This is a genomic window from Burkholderia seminalis DSM 23518, assembly GCF_902832885.1.
Classification (GTDB): domain Bacteria; phylum Pseudomonadota; class Gammaproteobacteria; order Burkholderiales; family Burkholderiaceae; genus Burkholderia; species Burkholderia seminalis.
In genome coordinates this window covers 1-496 of the sequence record NZ_CADFDK010000045.1, presented here as the reverse complement: position 1 = coordinate 496, position 496 = coordinate 1, and the positions used below count along the sequence as shown (strand labels likewise).

Here is a 496-nt window from a genome sequence, read left to right as displayed (position 1 = left end):
TGCGGATGGCGCTCACGCGCACGTCCGACGCGCCGGCCGAATGGTCGTCGGTGCTCGTCAGCTCGGGCGCGGACGACGGCTACCGGGAGAAATACGACGCGTATGCGGCCGATACGGTGACCGACTACCTGCTGCGCGACCGCGACAACCCGTCGAGCGTGCTGTCGTGCATCGAGGCCGCGCGCTCGAACGCGCGGATGGTGCGCACGGCGCTCACGCGCGAGGCGTGGGAAAGCGTGAACGGCGCGTGGCTCGCGCTGCGCCGCGCGCTGGCGCAGCCGGTGCCGGAGAGCGAGCTGCCGGCCGTGCTCGACGAAGTGAAGCGCGAAACCGCGCTGATCCTCGGCAGCTTCTACAGCACGATGCTGCGCAACGAGATCTTCGATTTCGCGCAGATCGGCGCATTCATCGAGCGCGCGGACAACACCGCGCGGATCATCGACGTGAAGTACCACCTGCTGCTGCCGTCGGTGTCGCACGTCGGCACGATCCTCGA

1 protein-coding gene is annotated in these 496 nt (G+C 68.8%); it reads left to right on the top strand.

The features are described from left to right. On the top strand, nucleotides 1–496 hold a 496-nt coding region (locus HWX00_RS36555), incomplete at both ends, for an alpha-E domain-containing protein (RefSeq protein ID WP_175868205.1).